Source organism: [Scytonema hofmanni] UTEX 2349 (genome assembly GCF_000582685.1).
Lineage (GTDB): Bacteria > Cyanobacteriota > Cyanobacteriia > Cyanobacteriales > Nostocaceae > Hassallia > Hassallia hofmanni.
Genome location: NZ_ALWD01000163.1, coordinates 127,500 through 152,779 on the forward strand (window position 1 = coordinate 127,500; position 25,280 = coordinate 152,779).

The window sequence follows — 25,280 nt, forward strand, 5'->3', positions numbered from 1 at the left end:
TATAAGTGTTATTAGCATTCTTCGCTAAGTTGTCCCTCACTTCACCGGATGGTATTTCCCATCTTTAGAATTAAACCGCCACCCCACCGGGCTTGGATCTTTACGGCGACACCAAATTTCAAATTCACTTTCACTCTGGTTTTCTCTCTCTCTTGTTAGAGTTGCGATATCAACTCCTAATCTTTTAGCTAAATTTTCCCCCGTGTAAGGTTGAAGTTCTAGCTGTGGGGGATGATAATTAAAAGATTGCCTTCTGTAACCACCACCTGTATGCGATCGCTGTTGACTAAGGGTTGTTATAACTCCTTCAAGCTTTGCCAACTGTAAAGCTTGTGCTTCTAGTTTCTGCTCTAACAAACTGAGTCTGTTGTCTACATCAGTGTCTACACGCTTATCTGTACTGTTAGAGAGGTGGTTTAATTGAGCTTCGAGTTGGGCAAGGCGGGTTTCTACACTGTCTTCTGTACCCTCGACTGAACCCAGGACATGGTGCAGTCCCTCGATGACCAAATCGGTAGCGGTGGTGTTGCGATAGCGAAGCGCTGCCGCCTACGGCAGATCGCGTGCTACTTTCCTCAGTGCTGCTGTTAAGGCTTTGGGCAGTTTGAAGTTAATTGATTCGCGTTCAACTTTTGCCATTTCTACACCCGCCTATGTACCAACGTGTAGATAGTTTACCAAAATGGGGGGAGCTCGGAAAAGTGTGGGTTCGTCCCTGAACCACCAAATGCTCTTAACTATTCACCTTGTAGACACTATCTACAAGGTAAAACGGGCGTTGTAACAAGAGTTTCAGCCATTTGAGCAGTTGAGAGTACATATAAGTCCGCGAACCGACACAAGAAAGCAAGATGTGCCCCCTGCGGTCTAAATGATAAGTCTTTAACCGGACACGATATCAGATCCATTACGAGTGCGAAAAAGTTACTCTTTTTTTGCCTCTGTCTCAGCCAAATTACTCAAACTGCGACTTGCCACGTCTGCACTCAGTCCCCAAATTAGCAACCCTAAATAATCAGAAAAAGGGTCAGCACCAAAAGTTGCCCCTTTCTGTATGTAAAGAGAACGTAACCCCACTCCTGATAAACCAATTAGCAACACTAGAGAAAATAAAGGTCGTGCAAACCAATAAGTTGCTTGAGTGCGAAACTCACTTCCAGAAATAAATGTAAGCACTTTCTGCGACCACAGAACCCATTTATCTACAGGTTTTTTTACCCCAGACTCAACGACATTACCAACAGCAGCAACAGCTTTCCTTAAATTAATTACCACTTCTGACAAGTTAATATCAGGCATTTTACCTGGTCCCATCATTGTTGGAGATTGCAATTTAACTACATCTTGCTGCACTTCTTCCACCAAGATTTTTGCTTGTTCATCTTGTCGAAAGTCAATTTGCGATCGCACGGTTTTAATTTTTTGCAAAATACCATTATTTCCCTGAAATTGGGGATGGTTTTTGAGTGGTTCAAACTTTTGCTCGATACTGCGTAGCTGCTGTAAACATTCCAAACGAGCAGTAACTTTCTCTAGTTCTACTGTTGCTTTTTCCAATTTCATCCGTTGCACTAGTTGCTTAACTTCTTCCACCATTGTCAAGAGAATATTTTGGTCTTCTGGAGCAGTTTGAGCAACTTGCTTTTCTAATTCCTTGACTTTAGCTAATGCTGACGATTGGGGAATACCTTTTTCTTGCATATATTTAATTAATCTCCCCAAAATAATCCCGAAAAATAACACCAGCAGTGGCATTATGGGTGCAATTCGCATAGTCAAATTTACTGGAATGATTAAACGTTCTTTAGCATCTTCTAAAATTAAATAGACTGCTCCTGTATAGCGGTCTGAGGGGATTTTAGTTGTATCCCAAGTTAATGGCAATTTGACAATTTGGTTGGGTTTTAAAACTTGGGGAATATCAGCTACTTTAATTTGGTTAGAATTTAATTGATAGCTAGTTTGCTCTCCTTTTAACAACACTTCAGCACTATTCACTTTCACAGGTGCATCTTCTGTGTTATCAAAAGCTAAATCCCAACTTTGCAAAAAGGCACTTTTAGGAAACAATAAATGTGCCAAACTACAATCCAACCACCAACTACATTGGGTTAATTGTAACTGTACCTGTTCATTTCCCCGCAACGGTGTCATTTTTGGTCTAGCTTTTACCAACAAAGTGATATCAATAGCTTGCGGTTTTTGACCAGGAAGTAATACTTGAATTTGTCCTTTATATGTCCCTGGTGACTGGGGGTTGCTGACTTTAACCTGAAAATCTTTAGGTACGCCTGGTGGCAATTTAGTTTCCCCAATAAATGATATCTGCTGGCGAGCAATTATTTCATCGCCTTCTTGACGCTTCAAGTCGGAAGCGAGAAATATGAATTGTTCCACCGCCGCTGGAGCAGAGAGGCGTATACTTCCTATAAGAGTATTTTCTTCATTCAACCAACCCTTAATCTGCAAAGGATTGTCTTTAGCATCCACCGTAATATTAGTTTCAGCTAACGCAGATGTGGGGCAAATTAGTAATAAGCATACAACAACAAAAATCCAGCGTTTCATATTATGTCTGGGATACAGGATGTGCTAAAGCAATTTCATGGGCAGCATACAAAGAATAGACTAAGCCAAGGGGATTGTAATGCTGTTCCAGGAGTTTTCGGCGTACTGCAAGCATTGCTAGTCCCATTGGTTCGCCTGTAAACAGACGCTTAAATACCTCAGTAGCGAAGTATTCAGCAAAGTTTTCCGATACTGGACATTCCGTACCAACGACTCCACTGGCTCCCGCATTCAAAAAATCATCAATTAAACTGACGTAGCTTTCGGGTCCGTAGTCCCCTGTTGCACAGCCATTTAGAAATACTAGGGGATGATGTTTCCAAGTTGATTCATAACACTCAAGGAAATTACTGTAAATTCGCTCATCGCTGATTTCTATATACGGTCGTTTGGGCATTTCCTCTAAACCACCGTGGCAGTAAAAGTATACTAAATCTAATAGATTACCATGTTCCTCCCAAATATTTTCTAGTTCTAACATTTCCTCTGCACGTAGTATATTTAGTGAGCCAGCAGCTTTTAGTTTGGGTAAATGCTCTCGCCAAAGTTGAAAATCCCGATATACATTGAAACTCAACTGCAATGGCTGATTATTTTGAATTTGTCGAACCAATGCTGTGGGAGTAAGATGTTTGCTACTCGCCCAGCATGGTAGTTGTTCGATAGAGTAACGATAGCCCCAGAAAGCATGAGGGCAAACAAATTTCGGGTCATTTTTATTGGGGCAATTTGTACAATCTAAGTCATACTCGGTAAAATGATCGCACACGCGATTCTGTTTACTAGGTTTAAGTTTACGCTCGTACAACAGCGCCCAAGGAATTGTTACTTTTCCTAACACTGGGTTGACTTGAATCACTGTATTTGGACTGAGGACGGCTTGTAATATTTCCCCTTGGTCATCAGCTAATAAGCTACCTTGATGATGGGGTAGGAGTTGGCGGTAGAGTTCCCGTCCCACATCCGCTAATTTAGGAAGCCAAGCGTTTAGTAACTCCATGCTTCCCTCAACTTGACCCCAATATCCGTCACGTAAAGTTGAGTGTAGTTGTTGGCGAATTCCTGCGATCGCACTCCCCAAGGCGGCAGGTTGCAAGGTAGTATCATAAAATGCTAGTTCCTTGTTACCCTGAGTGCGATCAAGGAAGCGAAAGTCAATACTGCCATCCCTTTGATCAAGTTCCATATCTACGGTTAACACTCGTTCAGGAAGTAGTGCTAGCTGCTCAGTAGTGAGTAAGTCAGTGGTGGTGAAGGTAATACGAGCAGTTTGAGGTGGACGTAGAGAATCAGGAATTTCCGCATTGGCTATGGGTATAATTAAGACTGTCAGTTGTTTGGACTGAAGTAGATAGCCACGGTAGAACAACTCCACCTGCATGTAGCCCCGACCTTCAAATAAGTTAGGTTTAACAGTGAACTGTACAATATCTGATGCACCACTGCGGGGTAAGATTAGTTTTTTGGTGCTTGTATCGATAATGAAATCCTTAGAAGCAACCACTACATCTAGAAACAGGGTTTCTTGGTTATTCCATACCTGAGTTAAGGTTTTATCTGGGAAGAGAGTTGTATCTATTCCTTGCGGTTCAGGGCTAATATTTATACATAGAAAATAAGTCTGTCCGTGGATTAGGGGTTCGGTTGGTGCGATTGTTACTTTGTTGTTTGTGTCAGTGAAGTAAGTATTAAAGTAACGATAGTTTTCTACATATTCGGAGATTTGTTCTAAAAAAACGAGTTGCTTTGTGGTTTGGTCTTGGTTTTCCGTAAGTAGGATGGTGCTAGTAATGTTAATTACCTGCTTTGAGCGATCGTAATTTTCACCTCTGGTTTGACCATCGAAGGTTACTATTTCTTTTGTTTCTCCAAAAACTTCTTTTTTTAACTCAGCTAAATTAGGTAGAAAATCTCTAGGTATTCGACCATCTAATGCGTCTAATTTGCGTATTTTAGCCTGAAAAAGTTGGTTTAAGGTATAATTAGCTTCAATAAGTGCTGTTATCTGTTCTTCGATAAAGTCCCAGTAATCAGGGTCGATATCAAGCTGTTGTCCCACATCTTGCAGGATTGCTTGTTCGTCTTTGCTTAAAGGGGTTTGTAGCTCTTTAATAGCTAGTAAGAGGGCTATGAGAGTTGTGTTAATGGAAGAATTCATTAAGCTGGGTGTTTGATACAAAGTATAAACGTATATTTGTTTACTATGAGAAGAGATGCACTTGTAGTTGGTATCAATCAATATCCTTTTTTAAAGGATACACCGACAAGTCCGGCAAAACACCTGACAACACCTGCTGCTGATGCAGAGGCGATCGCGCAGTTGTTGGAAGAACATGGAGATTTTCGGGTTAAACGTCTACCCGAAAGTTTTATTGATGGGAAATTGCAGGTTGATCCCCATAAAGCAGTTCATGCTAATGAGTTAGTTAATGCTGTAACCAAACTATTTATCCCAGAAGATAGCCAAAATACAGCGTTACTATTTTTTGCAGGACATGGGTTGCTTAGTCCATTAGGAAATCTAAAACAAACTATTTTAGCAAGCAGTGATGCAGGTTCCAGTAAAAATCAACCAAAGGGTTTATTGCTTAGAGACTTATGGGATATATTGCAACGAAGTCCGGTTATAGAACAAATTATCTGGTTAGATTCCTGTTTTAGTGGTGAATTGATTAACTTCAATCAAATTAACATTACAGCGCAAGGTTTTGAACGTACTCGATTTTTAATTGCTGCATCTCATAGTTCTGAAGTTGCTTACCAACAGTTGGATGGTAGATATGGGTTACTTTCTGGTGCTTTGCAAAAAGGGCTTGATCCTTATCAAATGCAGGAAGGTGATTGGATAACTGATTTGGCTTTAGCCCATTTTGTTGATAAGCAACTAGAAAAATATTATCTCCAAACAAAAATTTATCAGAAACCGGAAATTAGTAAACATGGAAAAGCGATTAATTTAATTAAAACAATGGGTAAGTCTTCTATAAATAGAGAAGATAAAGAAGGATATGAATTTAATCCAATCAACGCAGAATCGCTCAAATATCCAAATATAAACAAATCTGATTTCAACAAACAAACTCAAATGGAACAACAACCTTATTCCCAAGATTTTGACACAAAGAAATCTCAATTAAAAAAATTAGAAAAAAATATTGAAGATAGAGGAGGAATGAGTAAATGTCCAGAAAACATGTTGCAAAACTATTTAGAATTGCGCCGCGAAATTTCGCTTTTGGAAGAAAAAATATCATCAAATGAGACTTCTATTTCTGGAAGTTCATCAAAATATAGTATACCATCACCAATACAATTTATTGAGAGACCTCAAGAACAACAGTTTATTGAAGAAGCATTAAAATCTCAAGAAAAATGGGTAAGGAATATAGTTATACGTGGAATGGGGGGAACAGGTAAAACAATATTAGCTGCTGAAGCTGCGAGAAAAGTAGAGGGACTATTTAGAAAAGTGATTTGGGCATCAGCAAATGATTCTCCCATTGATTTAGCTGACTTATTAGATATAGTCTTAAGAGCAATTGGTTATCGCTCAGATCAATTAACAATGCTTGAAAAGCAAGAAAAGGTTTCTGAACTACTTCGTCAAGATAGATATCTTTTGGTTGTTGATAGTTTTGAACGAATAGGTGACAAAGAAGTTGATAGATTTCTGGCTGAAAATAATTTTTATCCAAGTAAAGTATTAATTACAACTAGACATATTTTACCAAGAGATTATTCAGTCATTAATTTAGAGGGATTTAAATTTTCACAAACTCATCAGATGTTGAAAGAAATTGGTAAAAATCAGGGTCTAAAGCAGTTTTTTAGCGAGAATGATGTTCAAAATATTCATGATATAACATCTGGATTACCTCTAGCCATTCAATGGATAATTGGACAACTATCCCAAAAAATTCCTCTGGAGTATGTTCTTAGAAATTTAACAAACCGTAATAAACAACAAGGTAATGGAATAACTGGAAATGAGTCCCAAGTCAATAATATGTTGGAGAGTATTTTTGGAAATTCTTGGGATTTGCTTAAAAAAGCGACTCGTAGAATTCTCATGAGTATGACTTTTTTTACTGCTCCAGCATCGGAAGAAGCAATTCAAGTAATAAGTGGTGTTGAACCAGAAAATTTCCAATCAGAGATTGAATATTTAATCAAAATGTCATTAATACAACCAAATCGGGATCGCATGGGAGGTGAAAAATTTCGTTTTTCAATTCATCCTTTGACCCGAAGTTTTGCTGGCAAGAAAGTTGATGATGATATAGTCTTGAAAAGAGCTATATATAGTGAAGCAGTGAGATATTTTATTGTTCTAATGGAAAAATTAGCAAGACCTGGATTAGGACTGGATAAATATGAAGAATTAGAGCAAGACTTACCAAATTGTTTATCAGCATTTTCATGGTGTAGAAATCAAAGAGAATTTACAAATACATTTAAAATAGTTGATTCTTTAAACCATTTTTTGTTTGAAAGGGGATTTTGGGATACTCGTATTCAAATATGTACCTCTGCTTCTGAACTAGAGCATGATTCTCCCAGCAAGGATTATGAAGCTGCATGGCGTTCAGCTTTTGGAGCAGGTTGGGTTTGTTGCCGCCAAAATAATTATGAAGAAGCAAAAAAGTGGCTAGTAAAAGCTCAAGAGAATTTAGATAAAATCCCTAAAATTAATACATTCATTACACTTTATACAGCTAAAATATCTCAGTTAAACGCCTTGATTTTTCATGGTGAAGCTATGGAACAATTCAAAAGAGATCAGAGTAATTCAGCAAATAATAAAATAGAAAGACTCTTCAGAAAAGCTAATGATTATCATGACAATGCTCGGCTTCTAATGAATTTATACATTGAGAATAAAGGTACAAAATGGACTTTTGAGGAACCAGACTATGCAATAGCATTAATTGATTCAAATCAAGGTGATTTAGCAATGGATATGGGTTATTGGAAAAATGAAATTAACCAAAATCTTGAAAGTAGGCAACATTATGAATCTGCTCAAAAATTTTACTCCAAAGTTCTGGAAAATGCTCAGAAAAGTCAATGGCAAAATAGAGAAGCTTTAATTGCTTTTAGTGCTGCAAATTTAGGTCATGTGGAAATTTTATTACAAGAAAAGCCGATTGAAGAAATTCGTCATAGGTTTGACGAGGCGTTAAAAATAGCTGAATTTATTGGTCGAACTCATACAATTGCTTGGTGCTACAGAGGTTATGGGCTTCTCGAACAACGCTCATCTGAAACATCCTCTTACATTCCCAGAAAAGAAAGTAAGCTAAAGGAGGCAGAAAACTGGCTAAAAAAAGCATTGGAAATTTTTGAGCGTATTGGTCGTCGGGAAAGGGTTGCAGAAACTAGAGAGTCTCTCAAAGAAGTTGAAACTTCACTGGTAACATTACTGGACTAACATCAACTACAACCTAGTAAGTTTTTACACTTTAATTAAGTAATATAAATGATGTGGATAAATTAGCCCAATATGAGCCGAGATGCTTTAGTCGTAGGAATCAACAAATACCTCTTCCTTAAAGATTCAATGGGTAATAATAAGCATCTCACTACCCCCGCATATGACGCAGAAGCGATCGCCAAACTTCTAGAAGCCCAAAACAACTTCCGAGTCAAACGCTTTCCAGCTAGCATCATCAATGGTAAATCGCAAGTTGACCCAGATAAATCCTTCAAAACCGAAGAATTAGAAAAAGCAATCCTCGATCTACTCCTCCCAGAAACAGGAAAACCCCCAGAAACAGCATTACTATTTTTCGCTGGACATGGACTGCGGAAGCAGTTAAGGCAAAATTTAACACAGGGTTTTTTAGCAGCCAGCGATGTTAATCCAGGTAAAATATGGGGTTTTTCGCTACGAGATTTATGGGATATATTGCAGCAAAGCCAAGTCAAACAACAGATTATTTGGTTAGATTGCTGCTTTGCTGGAGAATTGCTCAATTTTAAAGATACGGAACTGGGAAGACAAAGTTCAGGATGCGATCGCATGTTAATTGCTGCATCCCGTGACTATGAAGTAGCTTATCAGCAGTTAGATGGGAAACATGGGGTACTAACAGGTGCGATTTTAGCAGGACTTAACCCACATCAAGTCCCAGAAGATGATTGGATTACAAATCGGACGCTTGCGGTTTCCGTCGAGCAGAGCCTACAAAAATACTACGATTTAGCAAAAATTCCCCAAACCCCACTGATTAGCAACCACGGGGAAGCTATTAAGCTGGTGCAAGGAAAAGCAAAACCCGGATCAGAATCGCAAAATGAGGATGCTGTCAACATCCAATTTCGGTTACTTTTTCACGAAATACTCAATGCTGACTTCAAACACCAAGTACCTGTGGTCAAAGAAGTTATACAGAAGCACCAAACAGCAGCTTTTTTGATTCACGGGGAGCAATATTGCGGACAGCAACTTTTGGTAACTCGTTTATCTCACCTCAAACGCGAGTGGAAAAATATATCACCTATTAAAGTTGATGTCGGACAAAGGGCTGTAGGTGGTCGTCTCCCTTATTTATGGCAACAACTTACTTCCTGGTTTGGTTTACCCAAAGATGCCCAATCACATCAAATTATAGAACGAGTGTGCGATCGCCTATTAACCCAAGATGTAATTTTTATTTTCGACAGGGTAAACGATATGCAACCAAGGGTATTATCTGGGTGGCTTCAGGAATTTTGGGAACCGCTTGTAGCTAGGGTAGAAGAACATTGCCCATCAAGACACAGGAATACACACCTGTTAATGTTTCTGGTAGATAATAATGGCAGCGTTTGCAAATCGGATATTTTGCTAGCACAGAAATATGATGAACCAAGCTATCCTCTCATGCCCCTTCATTTACCACCCATCAGCCCATTTACACTAGATGTCTTGGATGAGTTAATTGATAGGGTAGTGACAATACCAAAACTACAAATGCATGTTGATTTAACTTCCCAAATATTGTTTGAAAAGTCAGAAAACGGGATTCCTGAGTTTGTTTATGAAGAAATTTGCTGCCACTGCGGTCATAGTTGGGAAGGAGGCTTGGCAAAATGGCTGATTTAGCAAGTGTACTCACCGCCAATGGTAAGCAATCTTATGCAGGCAAGCCAATTTCACCCCAGGAGTGCCAAAAGTATGGGCTTTCTCCTTACTTGCCATCTTCAGAACTTATTAAAGCAGTTAACCTTGCCATTTTCTTAGAAAAACGCCCCTTGTTGCTCAAAGGTGAACCGGGATGCGGTAAAACCACTTTAGCGCAGGCGGTAGCTTACGAGTTGGGTTTACCCTACGAAACTTGGTATATTAAGTCTACAACCAGAGCTAGGGATGGACTCTACACTTACGACGCTGTTGGTCGTTTACATGATGCTCAACTTGCTCGCATGGGAGAAGCTAGCAATTCCAAAGTCGAGAATTTAGACAATTACATCAAACTGGGGCCTTTGGGACGTGCGTTTAAAAATGAACAACGCACTGTAGTGCTGATTGATGAAATTGATAAAGCTGATATTGACTTCCCCAATGATTTGTTGCGAGAGTTAGATGAACAGAGGTTTACGATTGAAGAAAAGGGAGAAGAAGTAAAAGCAAATTACCCTCCCATTGTCATCGTTACCAGCAACGATGAAAAGGATTTACCTGATGCTTTCCTGCGGCGTTGTCTGTTTTATTATATTCAGTTTCCTTATCCACAGTTAGCTAATATTGTCAAGTCACACTTTTTGGAATCTTCCTCTGATTTGGTGGAAGCTGCGGTGAAGCGTTTTAGCGAATTGCGGCAGAAAATGGAGAAGGGTAAAGCAGGTAAAAAAGTTAGCACCAGTGAGTTGCTAGATTGGTTTGCAGTGTTGCGGCAATTTCCTGAAGATGAGGTTTTAAAGCAGTTAGAGGGAGAAATACCTTTTCCAGAAGTTCTGTTGAAGAAATGGGAAGATCATCTGCGGTATTTAAAATATGAAGCTTGAAGAACTACCACTGTTGGATATTTTTAACAGCTTGCGACAACGGCATGGTTTGCCGTTGGGGGTTGAAGAATATCTGGTGGTTGTACGTAGTTTAGAAGCAGGTTTTGGAATTAGCAATCGTGAAGAATTAGAGCAGCTTTGCTGTATGTTATGGGCAAAGTCTGAGGAAGACAATCGCCTGATTCGTCGGTTATTTGAGCAGATGTGGAAGCAATTCGAGTTATATTCTCCAAGTCATACACAACTGCAACCACCAATACCAGAAAAACCGGAAATTAATGCTTTAAAAGCATTGATTGATTTTTCAAAAGATTTTTTTAAGAATTCTTTCAAACGTTTTTTTGGAACTACACCAGAAACTTCTTTGACTGAAGCAGCAACACCTGAACCATTTCAACCAGAAGAATCTTTGCTTGATTTAGAGACAACTCCCACTATCACCCCAGAACCAGTCCAAGCTGTCCAAGCTGTGCGGAGTAGTCGCGGGGATAAGGAGATGAAACGCCCCCGCTATATGCTTTTGACAGAATATTTTCCTGTTACCAAGCGACAAATGAAGCAATGCTGGCGTTATCTGCGTCGTCCAGTGCGCCAAGGAGTAGCCACAGAGTTAGATATTGAGGCGACGGTAGCAAAAATTGGGCGTGAGGGTACTTTACTCCAACCTGTACTGATGCCACCGCGTACAAATCGTACTGATTTGGTGCTACTAATTGACCAGGAAGGCTCGATGGTGCCGTTTCACGATTTATCGCGGCAGTTGGTGGAAACGGCACAACGGGGAGGAAGATTGAGAACAACCAATGTATTTTATTTTCACGACTACCCGGATGAATACTTATACCGTCATCCGGCGATGCTTGATGCCAAAGCTGTTTCTGAAGTGTTAGGGGAAATTGGCGAACGAGCGGCAGTATTAATTATTAGCGATGCTGGCGCAGCACGGGGGAATTTTGACCAAGAACGGGTTGATAATACTAAGGCGTGGATTAAGCAGTTACAGCAGTCGGTGCGTTATTATGCTTGGCTCAATCCGATGCCGAGTGAATGCTGGCGACAAACAACTGCTGGGGAAATTGCCCGTTTTGTGCCGATGTTTGAAATGAGTCCACAGGGGATGAATGCGGCAATTAGTGTCTTGCGGGGTCGATATATTGTAGTAAAAGAGTTGGATGAATCTTTATGCTATTAGAGTTAAGACAATTGAGGATTCAACCGGGACAGCAACTGCTACTTGAGGACGTTAGCTGGCAGCAATTTGAAAATATTTTGGCGGAATTAGGAGAACATCGCGCTGCCAGAATTTCCTATAGTCATGGTTTTTTAGAAATTATGGTTCCCTTACCCGAACATGAAAAAGCCAAAGAAATTATTGGCGATATGGTAAAAATTTTATTGAATGAACTAAGTATCAATTATGATGCTTTAGGTTCAACCACCCTAAAAAACGAAAAAATGAGTCAGGGAGTAGAACCGGATACTTGTTTTTACATTCAAAATCAAGTGGCAGTTATTGGTAAAAATCGCATAAATTTAAGTGTAGACCCACCCCCAGACTTAGCCATAGAAATTGATTTAACTTCTCGCACGCAATTAGATAATTACCAAATTTTGGGAGTACCAGAACTTTGGCGATATGGAAAACAAGGCTTACAAATTAACGTCTTACAAGGTGGAAAATATGTAGAGTCAAATTTTAGTCCTACTTTTCCAGATATTCCGATAATTGAGCTAGTAAATCAATATGTCCAGCAAAGTCAAGTTGTTGGTAGCAGCCAAGCAATTCAAGCGTTTAGAAATTGGCTGCGGGATAATATTTAATTGTGCCTTTTATTTGGAATGATTTATTTGCAATGGCAGTCAGTTGAGGTTATTTGATGCCTACCACAAACAAGGAGCGGGAAATACGAATCGCCCAAAGAAGGGTTGAAGGGTTTGCCCAGCAGTTTGGGGAAGCACACCGCAACTTGGCTCGTCATGCGGCATTTCCTTTGGTACTTACACCCGATTTACTTTACCAAATTTGGGCAAACTTTGTCCCCGAAGCCCCTTGGACGGCGGTAGCTCATGTGTTGCTGTCGCGGTTGTGTCGGCAAGTGGGTTATGAGATGTATGAGATGGATATTGCTGACCGAAATTTGTTGTTGCGGGAATTGAAGGAGCAGTTTGGACAGAAAAGATTTGATGAATTAGGGGAGTTTTTGCTGGATTATGTAGCGCAGCGACTGACTGATGATGACGCAGATACAAGGGATTTACGGGAAGCTCAGGAGTGGACAGCGTTGGCTTATACGAAACCTAGTGAGGCAGCGCGGGAGTTGGCACAGAGATTGAGTGAGATAGTGCAGCAGGAGGATATGGGGGAGGTTTTGAGGTTGGCTTCGTTGGTAGAAACTTTAGCAGAACCATTAGTAGAAGCTGGTTTTGAGCCTTTGTTGGTTTACAGTCGGGGAATGGGGAGTTTTGCTCGTGGTGATTTAGATGATGCGAATATTCAATTCGATAAGTTGCTTCACAATGATTCTTTGGTAGAGATTGCTGAAGGAAATATTGAAAAGCAAAAAACATCTGAGCAAGACAGGGATAATACCTTACAGCAGAAGGTTTCATGGTTCCAGGAGAGTAGGAATAGAAATGCTTTAAAGCGACCCATCGATTTACCTGGTTTTTCTGATATGAGAATTATTGGTGATTTAGCCTCTGGCAAGACTTCCTTCATGGCAGCTTTGGCTTATTGTCCTAATCTAAATTCTAATAGTCCAATTGAATCAGTTGATCCTTTTGCTGATGATGCGGCTATATTAATTCGTTTGGCAGAAGATATATTGGAAAATGGCATATCTTTTCCAGCAAGTCGAGTAGAGCAAGATGTGAATATGTTACCACTTTACAGTTTAATCATTCAGCTAAAACCCAGTTTAAGAACACATCCCCTTGCTGCTATTACAGGACGTAGTATTAGACTACAAGCTTCTTTTCGAGAATATCCTGGAGAGTTGATTCAAAACTTAATGGAAGAAACTAAAGATAATACTGTTGATGAATATTTGGAAGATTGTGCAACAGCAAATGCTCTACTATTTTTAATAGATGCAAACTCCACAAGAGATATTAAATATGCTAGAGCATTTAGGAGATTGTGCTATGAACTAGCAGAGCGTATGTCTTATGCCCAAAGAGATTTGAGCAGATTTCGGATAGCTATTGTCTTCTCCAAATTTGAGCAACCAGAAATTTGGATTCACCGAGATAATTTAGAAAATTTTCTATCTACAAGGTTTCCCAAAACAAGGGCTGCTTTTCAGAAATGGAATAAGGATTGGGGTTGCTCGACAGCATACTTTGCTTGTTCAGCTTTTGGTATAGTGGGTAATCCTCCTCAAGCAAATGTAAAATTAGTATCCAGAACAGAACGGGGCATTAATGCTATAATTGCAGAACCAAAAGCATGGAAACCTTTTGGAATATTTGCACCAATTTACTGGTTACACACTGGCAAAGATGACCCTCGACTTAGAGAAATCTAGTTAAAATTAGCAGTTAAAAGGGTATTCTAATTATAGCCTTACTACCTTTCAAGTAGATTTTATTGCAGTTGCTATCTCTGCAATGAGGGGCTGATACTGACGACTTGAGAAGGGGCGAAAATCATCGATCGCATCGACACTCATTTTACACAACAAGCGAAATTGGAGCGGTGTTGGAGGTTGATTTACACGCTCTACCTGCACCTCTAAGTTAGAATTGTGTCGAAGCAACTCAAAAATTTCTGCCAGCAAATATCGCGGACAATAACCAACAATATAATGGTCTCTTGTGTTTAAAATTAAAGCCTGAGAATCGTAGGGATTTTGAAATTCGTGAGCTAGCCATAACTTTTCCCCAAATTCAAGCTGATTAATCCGCTCAATGGCACTGCTTGGCAGATGTCGCAGCCCATGCGAGAAAAAGTAAAGATGGTACTGTCCTTGTTCATCAACTTCTGGACAAGGAAAAACAGCGAGTGTATCTGTTTCTCGTTCGCCACCACTGCGGGCTAAAATTGTAATTGGGTCATTTTCATCATTCGGAATATTGAGCCATTCAATAAAACTTGAATAATCGGGACGCGATCGCGACATCAACCGATTAGCAAATACTGGAAATAACTGAGTTGATGTATAAATCTCGTCTAAGCGTGGAAACGAAGACAAAGGTTTAAAAGCAGATTTTTCTTCAGCCTCTTTTACACCTTGGGTATAGACAAATTGATAGATACCTTGGTCAAATGTTAACCGACCAATGGGGAACCAAAAGCGACTAATAGGGTCTTGCCAAGCTAAAAATAATGTTTTCGTTTTCGTTTTTGCTGTTTTCAAAGTAATGTTCCCCTTGGTGTTTGGTTTTTTGTGAGGTAGATTCTGTTTTCATTTTCGGATAAAATTACTAATAAATTAGCAGGCAAGAGGCAGATAATGTCAATGGTCAAAGTTGAAGTACAATTATCTTCAGAAGAGTTGCTCAAAGCAGTTGAGCAATTAAACTTGTCTGAATTAGAACAATTTGTATCGCAAGTTATTGTTTTACAAGCGCAACGTAAAGCTACTAGACTACCGCAAGCAGAAGCGGAATTATTACTCAAAATAAATCAAGGCATTCCTGGAAATATTCAGAGAGATTACAAAGAATTGATTGCTAAACGAGATGATGAAATTCTTACAGAGGATGAGCATCAACAATTATTGCAATTAACTGAGGGAATAGAAAAAATTCAAGCACAGCGTATAGAAAATTTAGCAGAATTATCACGTTTGCGTGGGATTTCACTAACTGCTTTAATGGAAAACTTAGGTATTCACGCAACAAACCATGTCTGAAAATAGAGTGACAGCGCAGCAAAAAAAGTCTGTGGTTAAGCGAGCTAATGGATGTTGCGAATATTGTAGAAGCCAAGAACGCTTTGCTATTCAAGCTTTTTCTGCCGAGCATATTATTTCCAAGAGTCAAGGTGGAGAAACAAATCTAGATAATTTGGCTCTTTCTTGTCAGGGTTGCAACAATCACAAATATAATAAAGTCCAAGGTAGTGACCCAGTAACTGGTGAAACTGTACCTTTGTATCACCCACGTAAACAATTATGGAATGATAATTTTGCATGGAATAATGATTTTACATTAGTTATTGGTTTGACTCCAACAGGGAGAGCTACGGTAGAAACCCTACAGTTGAATCGAGAAGGAGTTGTGAATTTGCGCCGAGTCTTATACGCAATGGGGGAACATCCTCCAGGGAATATTAATGATTGATAACAATTTTGACTATTTGTTCAGCAACTGCAAAAACTCTCCCCAGCCACAACTAGCAAACTGCGATCGCTCATAAAACTGAGAATAACCTCTCACTGGCGAATAAATCGATAGCCCTTTCACACGTTCAAATCTCACCCCTGAAGTAACATTTGCTAAAATTAACTGCGGTTCCACTTCAATAATCATCAAATCCATTACTTCATCAATCACCTTGGTCAATTCATCACTATCACCAGCATATTTATCCCGTAACACCTTCAAAAAGTCATATAAATCTACAAAATCCTTATCATCAAAACGCACTGCCTTACGTTGAGCATGAAATAGGGCATTCTCAGTATAAATATCGGACTCCGCAATCAATTGACGCAAAACAGCCGCTAATCTTTCTAACACCTCAGCTAGTTTCTCAACTACTCTCAAATTAGTCGCTGATTGGGTAACTTGAGTGACACTGCCCCGCGATTCTCCCTCATAGTAACGCCCGTACTCCTGTACAATTAACTTTGCCAATACTTCCGATGTCATTTCTGGATGGGCGGTTAAATTCTGCAAAATTGCTGTATAGGGATAACCTGTTAGGGGTTCTACCTCTTGGGATGCAACCATATAACTAGCATTTGTTCGCAGTTGGTACGCCACTTCCACCATGCCCATTAAACAGGCATCCATGCCAATTAAGCTAACTTTTTTACCCGTAATGGCTTCTGCTTCCTGAAAAGCCTGCTGAAGTTTGGCATTATCTAGGAAATCTAAAGACGAATCATCAAAAGCGATCGCTCGTGAATCTTCATCATCTAGTTGCAGCACTTCCGTAATTGAGGAAAGGAAAAAAGCACGAGACAATCTTCGATTATTTCGGGTAAGCGATCGCACTTCATCCTGACTTGCCTGAATTTCAACACCACGCGATCGCGCAAAAGCATAAATATCATCTTCTTTCCAGCCAGTACCGTGATTCCACAAAATCACCGCGTAGTTTTCTGCGGGATAATTTTCAATTCCCCAAACAATAAAGTCCCGTAAGGCGCGAGGATCTCCCATATTCTGCTCTGGGATATTCTCAATTTGTCTGGGTTCTTCTGAAGGGCGAATATATATGCGATATGTGTGTTCGCGGTCAGATAGAGTATCAAACTGCACCAAAACAGCCACATCTGGAGTAGACCCGACAACTTCCATTTCTGCAATGTCTTGATAACCTTGCGCCTCCATCGGAGCCATCAGGCGTTTACCTTGAAGTTGCTCGAAAACTTTGCCGTTGTCGCCGGCCATGTAGACCATCATAGTCCAGCGACGATTATTTTGAGTCATGTTTCAACATTCTGCATTTAAAGTTCTTCTTTTTATACAAATCTATCACTGCGATTACCGCAAATTCCACAAACTATTAGTTGATGATTTTGCTTTTGAGTTCGGTAAGTAGTTCCTCTGCTTGGTTAACGTCGCGGCTATTAATAGCTACTTTGAAGTTTTCTAAAGTTTCTAACAGTAGATTGTCAGATGTTTTATCTTGATTAATCACACGTTGGAGTCGGATTATTTCTTCTTCTAACTGAAAAATTCGATTGGTAACAGCGTCTTCATTTTCATGCACTTTCGCTTCTTCAAGTTTCTGGTCTACCTCTTTTTGAGTCAAGCGATAAAAGCGGTCAAATGTCTTCTCTACAGGTTGTCCATCGGTGGTGATATCTTCTGCTAATACATGGAGAATACCATCGTGGTCAACTTTGAACATACAATTAACCCGAACTTCCCCAGCCGGACGAGTAGTTGCTAGGTTAAGAACCACTTCACCAATAAATTCATTGTCCCCTGCAATCGGTCGTTCACCTTGATAAATGCGGAAGCGGATACTTTCTTGTCCGTCACGCTGAGTAGTAAAAGCTTGGGAACCCTTGCGCCACTTGGTAACTGGTATCGGTTCATTAGCACGAATAATCGCATCCATCTTGCTGTTAGCCAATTCAATTCCCAAAGACAAGGGCGTTATATCCCAGAGTTTCACCTCCTCCCGAAGATAACCGCATAATCTTGCCCCCTGAACCGCCGCACCTCTAGCGACGGCTTCATCTGGATTTACAGAGTCGTTGATTGTCCAACCGTAGCGATCGCGCAATGCTTCCTTGATAGCGGGTAGTCTGGTTTGTCCACCAACTAATAACACTTGGTCAATATCTTTGGCTTGTAACTTTGCTTCTTTCAAAGTTGCATCGCAGATATCTAAAGTGCGGTTGATAAAAGGTTGCACAAGTTTTTCTAACTCAATACGAGTTAATGTTGCTTTTAGCCCCAAATACTGTTTTTCTACAGCAAAAAGATTTGGAATACTAATTTGATACTCTGTGGCTTGAGTCAGGGCAATTTTGGCAATTTCTGCTGTTTTTCTGAATTGGGAACGCAAGCTATTATCTTCTGCAATAGGTAAATCTACATCATGCTGCTGCTTGAACGCTTTCTTCATCCAACTCATAATTGCTAAATCTAAATCATCCCCACCTAAATGAGTATCGCCGCTAGTAGCCTTTACCCGAAACAAACCATGTTCAATTCTCAGAATTGAAATATCAAATGTACCACCACCCAAGTCATAAACCGCGACTGTTTGGGGTTCTGTACCCAAGCCAAACGCTAAAGCCGCAGCCGTTGGTTCATTAATTATTCGACGAACCCGTAACCCAGCTAATTCTCCAGCTTCTTTCGTAGCCTGACGCTGAGACTCGCTAAAGTAAGCTGGAACAGTAATGACAGCTTGGGAGATTGTTTTACCCAAAGTTGCCTCAGCATCTTCTTTCAGCTTACGCAGTACTTCGGCAGAAATCTGTGGAGGTGTAAAAATTCCTTCACCAATACGAACAGCAACTTTGCTCTGTTGCATTTCTGCAATAGTATAAGTAACTTGGGTTTGGTCGATGCGTACTCGTTCGTCACGAAAGGTACAGCCCATAAAGCGTTTTACGGAGTAGATGACTTGACTAGGATGACTGGTGATGAAACCCAAAGCTGATTTCCCAACAATAGGTTGATTTGTTTCGGTATCGAACATCACAACAGAGGGAGTGAGGCGATCGCCTTCTGAGTTGGACAAAACTCTCGCCTGTCCTGTGTCTGGTTCCCAAATTGCGATCGCTGAATTGGTTGTCCCTAAATCAATCCCCAGGATATCTACTTCGCTCATCGGCTAACCTTTTGTTGGAATTTTCGCTTGTATTAATAATACCTAGTAAATTTGACAGAGAATCATTTTATTTCTAGTTGACTTTAATTGCTGTGTGTATAAGTAAACACGATCCAAACAAAATAAGTTTACATCTCACAAAAATATAAATGGTAAAATCAGCATAATGGTGTCAGAATGCGAAAACAACACACCTGTGTAGGAGAAAAATGCCAGCTATAGTTCAACTCCAACTCTCCTTAGAAGCCTTAGCAGAAGCAATTTCTTCCCTGGATTTAGAAGAAAAACGCCAACTTCAAGAAATGATTGAACAACAAATTTTTGAAGCTGAAGAAGCACTACACGAAGACGATGCCGAGACACAGGAAGAAATTCAAGCTGTTCGCGCTGAGTATTCACTTGGTGAATCTATGACTATGGATGAATATCTTACTCGCCGTTCAAACCCAGCATCATGAGTTACACGGTTGTTATTTCCAAGTCGGTACAAAAGCAAATTGATAATTTGCCAAATGATGTTATTGATCGCGTGCTTGAAAAAATTCAAAATTTGGCTTTGGAACCTCGTCCTGATGGAGTTGTCAAATTAAAAGGTTCGGATAACGAATATCGCATTCGTGCTGGTGATTATAGGGTTCGTTACGAGGTTGATGATGAAAGTCAACTCGTACAAATTTTACAGTGCAAGCATCGCAAAGATGTTTATAAGAAAAAAGGTTAGTTGATAATAAATTGTGGTTTGTATTGTTACTTTAGTGTCTTTACCCCCGAATAAGCCAGAATTTTCGCATCAGCAGTCAGCAAAGCAGAATCATAAAATCTAGCCGTAGCCACAATTATCTGGTCAAAAGGGTCGCTGTGAAATCCCGCTAACTGTGTTGAATCAACAACTATTGGCAAAGATAAATCTAATAATCTGACACCAGGATAAGCCAAAGCAATTTCTAACCATTCTGCGATCGCTAAAGGTAAAGTCAGTCTCCCTTTTTCGACTAATTTCGCTACTTACCAGCAAGAAACGATACTAACACCAATGCCATTAGTCTCGTTTTCTTGTAGCCATTGCTGATATTTTACCGTCAGACGTGCTGTATCGTTCTGAACCCACCACACCCAAATATGTGTATCAATTACAATCACTGCAAAAATTCCCAATCTTCCAAAGCAACAGGTTCTGTTGGGTTTTGATAATGATATGGCTGGGTATTATGTAGTCGATAAAGAGTTTTTTCTGCTTGTTCTTGAGCGTTTATCTGAGCTTTTAAACTTGAGTTAGCATCATCTGTGATTTGTCGTTTAGCATGGCTAATTTTAATGAAGCGAATAAAATCGAATGCTTCATTTAATAATTCTGAAGGTAAAGACTCTATTTCTTGAATTAGTAATTCCTTATTAACCATATCAAGTAATTCTCCTGATTTATATTCGTAATTTTATACAATCGACAGTTTTAACTCAATAACATCGTTATTTTATGGGATATTTCTATTTTATCTACCTCACTTTTGAAAGGTCGTTAATAGCTATAACAACTCAAACCACAAGCCGTACCAACCCATAATCGAGCTTCCCCAGAATCACCCGCACTAATAGCGATCGCAATTACCCGATTTTCTCCCAAACCGCTATTGTGAATATTAAACTCATTTACCACTTGCCAACTATTATCCTGACATCGCAAGCAAAATAATCCCCTATCTGTTCCCACCCATAAATTTTGGTCATCGCATACCAAAGCTGTTATTTGGCGATTTTCAAGTTTAGATACATATTCCCATTTATCCAAATTACCCACGTATAATCCCTGATTTGTTCCCACAAACAGCAGTTCCAAGCCATCTTGATTAATTGCCAAGACTGATCGCACATCTGCACTACCTAAATTACCAGTAATTGGAGTCAGTCGTTTTGTATCAGTTTTATATAACAACAATCCTGCCGAAGTACCCAGCCAAACATGGTCTGTGACAGCTTGGGCAATTGCTTGCAGCCATCCCCTCACAGGCAGTTCTGTGTTAGAAATTACTTGTACCCAAGCTGAATCTTTGTAGTGATAAAGACCATCTAACCCAATTGCCCAGTAGCGATCGCTTCCAGCAGCAGTTAGGGTTAAAATTGGTTCAGAAATATTGGGCGCGGTTTGTAGCTCATTCTGCTGTTTTAAGCCATGTAAACCACTACTCCAACTCGCAACCCAAACAGTTTCTTGGTCTTGGCTGGTGATGATAGCGCGGATATCTTGGCTAGCAAGTTGTCCATAGCGTCGCCAACTTTCGGTAAATAAGTCATATCGAAATAAACCTAGTGCCGTCCCAATCCATAAAATAGAACGGTCTGCAAATTGCTGTACTGACAGCGCTTGCACTAAACTGCTGAAAGTGGGTGGAGATTTTTCGCGGGAAGCTAACCCAATGACATCAGGGGGATTGTCCGTTAAGTGCAAAAATATTTGTTTTTTCTCTCCGCGTAAGAGTCCATCATGAGTACCAATCCATACTTGATCGTTTCTACCTGCTAGCAAGCTGGTAATAGGTGCATTAAATCGCTTTTCTGTCAAGGGTGTCCAACCAGTTTGTGTTGCTAAACCCACCTGTCCGCCACAGGCCGCCCAAACTCCTTGCGGATGGGGAGCTAGGGCAGTAACTTCACCAGGATATGTAGTATCAATTTGGTGCGATTTGTTCGTCGTTAAGTCAATGCGTACCAGTCCGCGAAGAGTGCCTAACCACAGGTTTTCACCTTGACGAGCTAGTGTGAGAACATCCGGCTGTACGCTGTCGCTGGTACGCATCCAACTAGCATTTTTGTAATTATAAACGCCTTGAGCATTGCACAGCCAAATATCATTTTCGTCAACAATAGACATTGCTCTCGGAGGAAAACCAGCAGGGGGTAATTCGATAGCGGGTTTGCGGTCTGGAGTGTTGATAGCATAAATACCGCTAGCAGTTCCAGCCCAAAGTTTACCAGTATAGTCCAAGGTCAAACAACTTACCTTTACCTCGCCCAGGATGCGGTAAGGTCGCCAAGTATCATTTTTTAGATAATAAATTCCAAATTGTTCGTGAGCAGCCCAAACTTGACCCATACTATCTACGGTAACTGCTAACACTGAGTTACCTGGCAAACCATGTTCGCTGGCATATCTAACAAATCGGTTTAATTCCAGCTTCCAGTGCAGTATCCCTCCCCCGGTCGCCAACCATAAATTTCCTTGTGTTGGGTCAAAAGCTAAGTGACGGACATGACGCTGACTAACTAAGTTACCCCATTCCAAAAAGGCTTTATCGCTAGGTTGTTCTTGTTGCGGTGCAGTATCAGCAACGGGGATGGGCAAATCTTCTCCCCCTACTGGTACAGGTAAATCAAGTTGGTAGTCTTTACTACTCATAATGTATTGGTGCTGGTAATACGCCCCCACTCCTCTTTTAGTTTGTCTAACTCAGCTTGTAATTCGTAATTCTGGTCTTGCTGCTGTTCAATACATTGATCAAGAAAATTATGCCAGTGTTCTTGACTTTTTTGCTGTTGCTGCCAAAGTCCATAACGTAAATCTTTATACAAACCTTCTGTTGCTTGCTTTAAATTTTGTAGCTGTCGGTTTAACGCTCCCTCCCAAATCTTCAGACGTTGGTATTGCTGTGTCAAGTTTTCTTGCGAGTTACGAGTTATCCAAACTACTCCCCAAGGTAATTCTTCTAAAACATCAGCTAAACTGGCAGTAGCGTCACTGCATAAACCCTGGAGATTCGCCAGTAACTCTGCATCCTCAGCGTTGACATCAGGATCTAGTAACCGAAAAATATGCTCCAGTAGCATATCTTTATCAATCGCTTCTGGGTCTTTGAGGCTAAATTCTGTTGTTTGTTCCTCCTTGTAGAGAAAATTATCGTTTGCTACATCCTGCTGTTGGGCGTCGTCTTCATCCTGGGTGAAACATTGAATTTGGCTGCGAAGAGAGGTAATTTCTGCTTGCAAGCGCATTGACTGGCGACGTAATGTACCAACTACCGCCTGAAATTCGTTGTAAGCTGCTGCGAGATTTGTTTCTAGTGGTGCAATTGTTTCGCGCGTAGTAGTAATTTCCTGTCGCAGTTGTTGCAGCTGCGTCAGTAACTTATCTAATTCTGCTTGGGTAATTGCTGAGGTAGATGCATTACTCATTAGTGCATACCTACTGTGGTGGGAGTCTGTTTAGCGAAGGCTTGCATAGTAGGAGTTTGAGCGATTTGATAATCATGAGGGCTGTACAGACCATAAGCAAGCCCTAAAGGATTATTATACTTTTCTAAAAAAAACCGTCTAGTCTCACATAATGCTTTACCAATCAACATTTTTTTGCCAATAAAAAATTTATAAAATACCTTTGAAAAAGCCGCAGCAAATACATCTGGCATTGGGCAGACAGTAGCAATTACAGATGCCGCTCCATATTTTATAAATATATTCGGCAAATTGAATGTTTTTCTCAAATCATCGACACCACCTGCCGACTGACAAGCATTGAGAAAAATCAAAGGTTGGCACTGGAAACTACCATTAACACGATTAAAGTGCTTTATTTCTAATTCAATTTGTTGATTGTTATTGTTTTCATTAATAAATGAAATAATTAAGGCATCAACCTCATCCTCATATTGCCTACAAGGACGACAGTGACACGCAAAATGAAGAACATTATACTGATTTTGGTAAAAATGATCTAATAAATCTTCTCCATTTTCTAACTTACCGATCTTTCTAGAAAATTCTAATAAATATAATTTACCATTATTTTTAATCAATACTTTTTCTATTTCTGGTTGTTCCTGCTTATGGGCATAACTCAGTGTATGATGCAAGCAAAAGAGCATATTGAGAGATAATAAAAATTGTCTCTTAGGGGTGTGATTTACAGGTAAATAACGAGAAATAGGATAATGAAATCCCCAAAACATTTCTGATTCTCCTTTTTTATAATCTCCTTCATATATTACTTCCCAGGGAAAAAGCAGATAGTTAGAGAAAATCGTAGGAGCAAACTTCATATTTTCAGGATAAGAACGTAGTTCTGAAAATTTTTCTTGAGCATCTTGATTAAAGAAAAATTGTTTATAAGCGTCTTGCCCACATCTAGCTAACTTTATTAAATAATTTTGGCATTCCTCTGGAGTCAATAATAATTTATCTTCTAGACTGAGATGTAATCTAGCTTGATTTGTAATTTTGTGTTCAATTTCCTGAAAAATCTGCAATACATCTTTCGTCAAATGCAACATTTCTTCATTTGTTGCTGTTCTATCAAAAGGCAAACCATTAATTCTGTAAGCTTCTTTTTCAATAATGAGATTTAGGGTAAAAAACTCATTTTTACCTAAAGAAGTGCTAATACCTTTACTCACGCTAGTTCACCTCTATCATTAGAAATATGGAGTGAGAAAATTAGGTTATCTATTGGGAGTAACCCATCCATAAAGTAAACTTCTACTAAAGCCGAATTACCTGCCATTTCTGCTGGTGCAACTAAAGTAAACCAACCTAAATAATTTCCTGTGGGAGCTAAACTCATAGTAATTGTTGAATCCGGAGTTACCTGTAATCCGAAAGTCCTAACATAAACTTGTAAATTTTCAAACATTAAATTCTCCGCAACTTGCATGACTCGTTCCTCGTGCCATACTGGTGGAGTACGACGAACGCTGAGACGAAAACGTAGCGGTACACCTACTGGCATTGGTTCATCGATATCTCGACCAATAGGTTCAACGACTGCGTAGCCTTTGCCTTCTACTGGTAGATAAGGACGCGCCATTGGGTCGCCAAACAGAACGTAAGCTAGCCAGTCGAGGGAATCAGGTGCAGCTGCACGGGCTAACTGACGGCTAGTATAAAAAGCTTCGCCCAAGGAAGCGCCAGCCCACAGACGGTTGTAAAAGCAGCTAATAAAAGCAGCTTCTACTGCTGGTTCTACAGCCCAGAGTGAGCCAGTGAAGCCGCTACATCCAGCACGGATAAAGGCGGATGCCCATGTGTTTTCTAATGCTGTCAATTCTGGTATATCGATTTTTACGTAACTCAAGGTGACAAATGGACGATTGCGCCGCAGGTTTAGTTTAGCGGGACGCATTTGGAGTTCTATGTCTTCTGTATCGTTGATATTATCTAAGGTTACGGGAGCGTTACGAAGGTTGGCTGCATCTGAGGATTGACTGTAGCGAATTAAATGCAGACCCCGTATAGCTTCAGTGGAATCATGCAATACACCTGCTGGTAAAGG

The 25,280-nt window shown here is 40.0% G+C and carries 20 protein-coding genes and 1 pseudogene; 10 read left to right on the forward strand and 11 right to left on the reverse strand.

The annotated features are described in order from the left end of the window. Positions 1 to 36: 36 nt before the first annotated feature. The 3 genes from TOL9009_RS37580 to TOL9009_RS0102190 all read right to left on the reverse strand — a co-directional run bounded on the left by TOL9009_RS37580 (position 37) and on the right by TOL9009_RS0102190 (position 4,726). The gene (locus tag TOL9009_RS37580; protein ID WP_242055219.1) at positions 37 to 510 is read right to left on the reverse strand and encodes a hypothetical protein; all 474 of its coding nucleotides are present in this window, start codon (positions 508 to 510) and stop codon (positions 37 to 39) included. A gap of 414 nt (positions 511 to 924) precedes the next feature. Further along, complete coding sequence (locus TOL9009_RS0102185) at positions 925 to 2,568, reverse strand: hypothetical protein (RefSeq protein WP_029630872.1); 1,644 nt, start codon at positions 2,566 to 2,568, stop codon at positions 925 to 927. Position 2,569: 1 nt separating this feature from the next. Next, on the reverse strand, positions 2,570 to 4,726 hold the full coding sequence (locus tag TOL9009_RS0102190; RefSeq protein ID WP_029630874.1) for a CHAT domain-containing protein: 2,157 nt from the start codon (positions 4,724 to 4,726) through the stop codon (positions 2,570 to 2,572). Between the two features lie 45 nt (positions 4,727 to 4,771). On the opposite strand from TOL9009_RS0102190, the gene TOL9009_RS0102195 reads away from it, so the two are divergent. From TOL9009_RS0102195 to TOL9009_RS44255, 6 genes are all read left to right on the forward strand, one after another. Continuing rightward, positions 4,772 to 7,999, forward strand: coding sequence for an NB-ARC domain-containing protein (locus TOL9009_RS0102195; RefSeq protein WP_029630876.1), 3,228 nt, complete (start codon positions 4,772 to 4,774; stop codon positions 7,997 to 7,999). A 72-nt stretch (positions 8,000 to 8,071) separates the two neighbouring features. Beyond that, entirely contained in the window at positions 8,072 to 9,655 is a 1,584-nt protein-coding gene (locus TOL9009_RS48710) for a caspase family protein (RefSeq protein WP_072022074.1), read from the forward strand. Further along, positions 9,643 to 10,557 carry an AAA family ATPase gene (locus TOL9009_RS0102205; protein ID WP_029630931.1) on the forward strand — a complete coding sequence of 305 codons (915 nt, stop codon included), beginning with the start codon at positions 9,643 to 9,645 and terminating at the stop codon, positions 10,555 to 10,557. Before TOL9009_RS48710 ends, TOL9009_RS0102205 begins: the two co-directional genes overlap by 13 nt. After that, complete coding sequence (locus TOL9009_RS0102210) at positions 10,547 to 11,749, forward strand: VWA domain-containing protein (protein ID WP_029630878.1); 1,203 nt, start codon at positions 10,547 to 10,549, stop codon at positions 11,747 to 11,749. Before TOL9009_RS0102205 ends, TOL9009_RS0102210 begins: the two co-directional genes overlap by 11 nt. Further along, a complete protein-coding gene (locus tag TOL9009_RS0102215) occupies positions 11,740 to 12,378 on the forward strand; it encodes a Uma2 family endonuclease (protein ID WP_029630880.1) in 639 nt (212 codons plus the stop codon). Before TOL9009_RS0102210 ends, TOL9009_RS0102215 begins: the two co-directional genes overlap by 10 nt. A 56-nt stretch (positions 12,379 to 12,434) precedes the next feature. After that, positions 12,435 to 14,084, forward strand: coding sequence for a hypothetical protein (locus tag TOL9009_RS44255; RefSeq protein WP_051502752.1), 1,650 nt, complete (start codon positions 12,435 to 12,437; stop codon positions 14,082 to 14,084). Positions 14,085 to 14,132: 48 nt separating this feature from the next. Here TOL9009_RS44255 and TOL9009_RS0102225 read toward each other — a convergent pair whose 3' ends face one another. Beyond that, the gene (locus tag TOL9009_RS0102225; protein ID WP_038295755.1) at positions 14,133 to 14,915 is read right to left on the reverse strand and encodes an HIRAN domain-containing protein; all 783 of its coding nucleotides are present in this window, start codon (positions 14,913 to 14,915) and stop codon (positions 14,133 to 14,135) included. 96 nt (positions 14,916 to 15,011) lie between these two features. On the opposite strand from TOL9009_RS0102225, the gene TOL9009_RS0102230 reads away from it, so the two are divergent. Then, positions 15,012 to 15,413: a hypothetical protein gene (locus TOL9009_RS0102230; protein ID WP_029630885.1), complete on the forward strand. Its 402-nt coding sequence runs from the start codon at positions 15,012 to 15,014 to the stop codon at positions 15,411 to 15,413. Beyond that, on the forward strand, positions 15,406 to 15,843 hold the full coding sequence (locus tag TOL9009_RS0102235; protein WP_029630887.1) for an HNH endonuclease: 438 nt from the start codon (positions 15,406 to 15,408) through the stop codon (positions 15,841 to 15,843). The genes TOL9009_RS0102230 and TOL9009_RS0102235 overlap by 8 nt, the downstream gene beginning before the upstream one ends. 12 nt (positions 15,844 to 15,855) lie before the next feature. Here TOL9009_RS0102235 and TOL9009_RS0102240 read toward each other — a convergent pair whose 3' ends face one another. Together TOL9009_RS0102240 and TOL9009_RS0102245 are read right to left on the reverse strand one after the other, a co-directional pair. Next, the gene (locus tag TOL9009_RS0102240; RefSeq protein WP_029630889.1) at positions 15,856 to 17,160 is read right to left on the reverse strand and encodes a clostripain-related cysteine peptidase; all 1,305 of its coding nucleotides are present in this window, start codon (positions 17,158 to 17,160) and stop codon (positions 15,856 to 15,858) included. 76 nt (positions 17,161 to 17,236) lie between these two features. Then, positions 17,237 to 19,024 (reverse strand): Hsp70 family protein, encoded by a 1,788-nt coding sequence (locus TOL9009_RS0102245; protein WP_029630891.1) that lies wholly within the window; start codon positions 19,022 to 19,024, stop codon positions 17,237 to 17,239. A gap of 209 nt (positions 19,025 to 19,233) precedes the next feature. Between TOL9009_RS0102245 and TOL9009_RS0102250 the strand changes: the two genes are divergently transcribed. Further along, complete coding sequence (locus TOL9009_RS0102250; protein WP_029630893.1) at positions 19,234 to 19,482, forward strand: hypothetical protein; 249 nt, start codon at positions 19,234 to 19,236, stop codon at positions 19,480 to 19,482. Beyond that, positions 19,479 to 19,745: a type II toxin-antitoxin system RelE family toxin gene (locus TOL9009_RS0102255; protein ID WP_029630895.1), complete on the forward strand. Its 267-nt coding sequence runs from the start codon at positions 19,479 to 19,481 to the stop codon at positions 19,743 to 19,745. The genes TOL9009_RS0102250 and TOL9009_RS0102255 overlap by 4 nt, the downstream gene beginning before the upstream one ends. A gap of 26 nt (positions 19,746 to 19,771) precedes the next feature. On the opposite strand, the pseudogene TOL9009_RS37590 reads toward TOL9009_RS0102255, so the two are convergent. The 5 genes and pseudogenes from TOL9009_RS37590 to TOL9009_RS37595 all read right to left on the reverse strand — a co-directional run bounded on the left by TOL9009_RS37590 (position 19,772) and on the right by TOL9009_RS37595 (position 24,405). Then, positions 19,772 to 20,164 (reverse strand): annotated as a pseudogene (locus TOL9009_RS37590) (type II toxin-antitoxin system VapC family toxin). Further along, entirely contained in the window at positions 20,161 to 20,424 is a 264-nt protein-coding gene (locus tag TOL9009_RS0102265; RefSeq protein WP_029630897.1) for a hypothetical protein, read from the reverse strand. The pseudogene TOL9009_RS37590 and the gene TOL9009_RS0102265 overlap by 4 nt, the downstream one beginning before the upstream one ends. Before the next feature lie 116 nt (positions 20,425 to 20,540). Beyond that, complete coding sequence (locus tag TOL9009_RS0102270; protein WP_029630899.1) at positions 20,541 to 22,415, reverse strand: ligand-binding sensor domain-containing protein; 1,875 nt, start codon at positions 22,413 to 22,415, stop codon at positions 20,541 to 20,543. Further along, positions 22,412 to 23,188: a hypothetical protein gene (locus TOL9009_RS0102275; protein ID WP_029630901.1), complete on the reverse strand. Its 777-nt coding sequence runs from the start codon at positions 23,186 to 23,188 to the stop codon at positions 22,412 to 22,414. Before TOL9009_RS0102275 ends, TOL9009_RS0102270 begins: the two co-directional genes overlap by 4 nt. Beyond that, positions 23,188 to 24,405, reverse strand: a complete 1,218-nt coding sequence (locus TOL9009_RS37595) for a CHAT domain-containing protein (protein ID WP_051502753.1) — start codon at positions 24,403 to 24,405, stop codon at positions 23,188 to 23,190. Before TOL9009_RS37595 ends, TOL9009_RS0102275 begins: the two co-directional genes overlap by 1 nt. Positions 24,406 to 25,280: the final 875 nt, after the last annotated feature.

What these genes read in the sequence shown, in the direction of transcription:
- TOL9009_RS0102250 (WP_029630893.1), top strand. Translation starts at nt 19,234, where the DNA reads ATGCCAGCTATAGTTCAACTCCAACTCTCCTTAGAAGCCTTAGCAGAA.
- TOL9009_RS0102205 (WP_029630931.1), top strand. Translation starts at nt 9,643, where the DNA reads ATGGCTGATTTAGCAAGTGTACTCACCGCCAATGGTAAGCAATCTTAT.
- TOL9009_RS0102195 (WP_029630876.1), top strand. Translation starts at nt 4,772, where the DNA reads ATGAGAAGAGATGCACTTGTAGTTGGTATCAATCAATATCCTTTTTTA.
- TOL9009_RS48710 (WP_072022074.1), top strand. Translation starts at nt 8,072, where the DNA reads ATGAGCCGAGATGCTTTAGTCGTAGGAATCAACAAATACCTCTTCCTT.
- TOL9009_RS0102245 (WP_029630891.1), bottom strand. Translation starts at nt 19,024, where the DNA reads ATGAGCGAAGTAGATATCCTGGGGATTGATTTAGGGACAACCAATTCA.
- TOL9009_RS0102185 (WP_029630872.1), bottom strand. Translation starts at nt 2,568, where the DNA reads ATGAAACGCTGGATTTTTGTTGTTGTATGCTTATTACTAATTTGCCCC.
- TOL9009_RS0102235 (WP_029630887.1), top strand. Translation starts at nt 15,406, where the DNA reads ATGTCTGAAAATAGAGTGACAGCGCAGCAAAAAAAGTCTGTGGTTAAG.
- TOL9009_RS0102270 (WP_029630899.1), bottom strand. Translation starts at nt 22,415, where the DNA reads ATGAGTAGTAAAGACTACCAACTTGATTTACCTGTACCAGTAGGGGGA.
- TOL9009_RS0102275 (WP_029630901.1), bottom strand. Translation starts at nt 23,188, where the DNA reads ATGAGTAATGCATCTACCTCAGCAATTACCCAAGCAGAATTAGATAAG.
- TOL9009_RS0102240 (WP_029630889.1), bottom strand. Translation starts at nt 17,160, where the DNA reads ATGACTCAAAATAATCGTCGCTGGACTATGATGGTCTACATGGCCGGC.
- TOL9009_RS44255 (WP_051502752.1), top strand. Translation starts at nt 12,435, where the DNA reads ATGCCTACCACAAACAAGGAGCGGGAAATACGAATCGCCCAAAGAAGG.
- TOL9009_RS0102215 (WP_029630880.1), top strand. Translation starts at nt 11,740, where the DNA reads ATGCTATTAGAGTTAAGACAATTGAGGATTCAACCGGGACAGCAACTG.
- TOL9009_RS0102230 (WP_029630885.1), top strand. Translation starts at nt 15,012, where the DNA reads ATGTCAATGGTCAAAGTTGAAGTACAATTATCTTCAGAAGAGTTGCTC.
- TOL9009_RS0102210 (WP_029630878.1), top strand. Translation starts at nt 10,547, where the DNA reads ATGAAGCTTGAAGAACTACCACTGTTGGATATTTTTAACAGCTTGCGA.
- TOL9009_RS0102190 (WP_029630874.1), bottom strand. Translation starts at nt 4,726, where the DNA reads ATGAATTCTTCCATTAACACAACTCTCATAGCCCTCTTACTAGCTATT.
- TOL9009_RS0102265 (WP_029630897.1), bottom strand. Translation starts at nt 20,424, where the DNA reads ATGGTTAATAAGGAATTACTAATTCAAGAAATAGAGTCTTTACCTTCA.
- TOL9009_RS0102255 (WP_029630895.1), top strand. Translation starts at nt 19,479, where the DNA reads ATGAGTTACACGGTTGTTATTTCCAAGTCGGTACAAAAGCAAATTGAT.